We start from the raw sequence: 1,110 nt of genomic DNA, 5'->3' as shown, positions 1-1,110 counted from the left end.
CCGCAGTTGTTGGTGAAACCTGAAGTGCAGAATATGGGGCAGAAAGTAGTCGGCGGTTTAGCTCAAAGAGCAGTTGCTAGGCTAATTCGCGAGTTTTTGGTGTCGCAGGAACCGGCTGTGATTTCTGAGAATGGAAGCTATCCTAAAACTTCGCCTCAGTTGTCTTTACCTGCGGCGAAGTAGTTGGATTGGGCGTTTTTTTGACCGCAGATATTAGCAGATAAACACAGATGAACGCAGATGGAATTCCGCCTGCGTTCATCATATTAAGCTGCTGCTTTAGCTGCTGGTAAAGGTTCAATTTCTTCTGGCTTGGCGTGACGGCGGGGGTCATCAAAATCCCAAGCAAATAGCCAATCTGGGTCAGCGTTACCGCACCCGATCGAATATATTTGGCTGTGTTTGAAATGCTTGAAAAACTCCGCACACTTTTCATCGGTCATTAGCGATTCTTCTAGCGGCAGGTCGTGAATTAGGGCGTATAAATCAAATTCGTTTCGCTCTGGATTCCATTGATAGCGCAGTTCTGGAGTGTAACCGAGTTCGAGCAGTTTTGTCAATGCTTCATCGGGGTTTTTATAGCTGTCTAAGTGAACGCGGTTCAGGGAAACAACTACTTGTACGTGGTGGTACTTTGCGGGTGTTAATCGATATTCGGTCATCGGTTTTTCCTTTTTTTCTCGTCACAGCTTAATAGGTTCTTCCGGTTGCATCGGGGTGTCTTGTTGCTTCGCGGTTTTGCTGTTCGCATCGCTTAGCAGCTTCTGCGTCACTCCGAGCATAAAAAGGTCTGTCCGGGTGTTCAGCGAGTTCGGCTTCCAAGTCTTCCCAAGATTTTTCTGGGTTGTCTGCGTCTCTCAACATTTGCCCCTCGCAAATCTGTCTGCGCTAGAGGTCATTTACTTAATGTCTCCTCAGTCTTGAACGTTTTGCCCCGCTTGAGTTTTAGGTTCTGGCGGGGTTTCTGCTGTCTCTAGCCATTGCTTCATCAGTAAACCGATGACTTCGCTCATTGGCTTTTCTTGAGCTGTGCAAGCTAGTTTGAATCGTAGCTTTAGCCTTTTATCTACGTAAACGCTTAGTTCAGCCATTTCAGGTGGAATTTTTTTA

Annotated in this window: 4 protein-coding genes; 1 reads left to right on the top strand and 3 read right to left on the bottom strand. The window is 46.6% G+C overall.

The genetic code is table 11. The annotated features are described in order from the left end of the window. On the top strand, positions 1–183 hold a 183-nt coding region (locus ACUVJL_RS33315; protein ID WP_445249746.1), incomplete at its 5' end, for a hypothetical protein. An 83-nt stretch (positions 184–266) separates the two neighbouring features. Here ACUVJL_RS33315 and ACUVJL_RS33310 read toward each other — a convergent pair. The 3 genes from ACUVJL_RS33310 to ACUVJL_RS33300 form a co-directional block, all read right to left on the bottom strand. After that, positions 267–662: a hypothetical protein gene (locus ACUVJL_RS33310; protein ID WP_445249745.1), complete on the bottom strand. Its 396-nt coding sequence runs from the start codon at positions 660–662 to the stop codon at positions 267–269. Between the two features lie 28 nt (positions 663–690). Next, positions 691–864 (bottom strand): hypothetical protein, encoded by a 174-nt coding sequence (locus ACUVJL_RS33305; protein WP_445249744.1) that lies wholly within the window; start codon positions 862–864, stop codon positions 691–693. A 50-nt stretch (positions 865–914) separates the two neighbouring features. Further along, positions 915–1,110, bottom strand: a 196-nt coding sequence (locus ACUVJL_RS33300; protein ID WP_445249743.1) for a hypothetical protein, incomplete at its 5' end; no start/stop codon positions are given.

It is taken from the genome of Microcoleus sp. OTE_8_concoct_300 (assembly GCF_031383065.1).
Taxonomy (GTDB): Bacteria; Cyanobacteriota; Cyanobacteriia; order Cyanobacteriales; family Microcoleaceae; genus Microcoleus.
This window is presented reverse-complemented; position numbering and strand designations above follow the sequence as displayed.

Excerpts from the sequence above, each read along its gene's own strand:
- ACUVJL_RS33310 (WP_445249745.1), bottom strand. The coding sequence starts at position 662 with ATGACCGAATATCGATTAACACCCGCAAAGTACCACCACGTACAAGTA.
- ACUVJL_RS33305 (WP_445249744.1), bottom strand. The coding sequence starts at position 864 with ATGTTGAGAGACGCAGACAACCCAGAAAAATCTTGGGAAGACTTGGAA.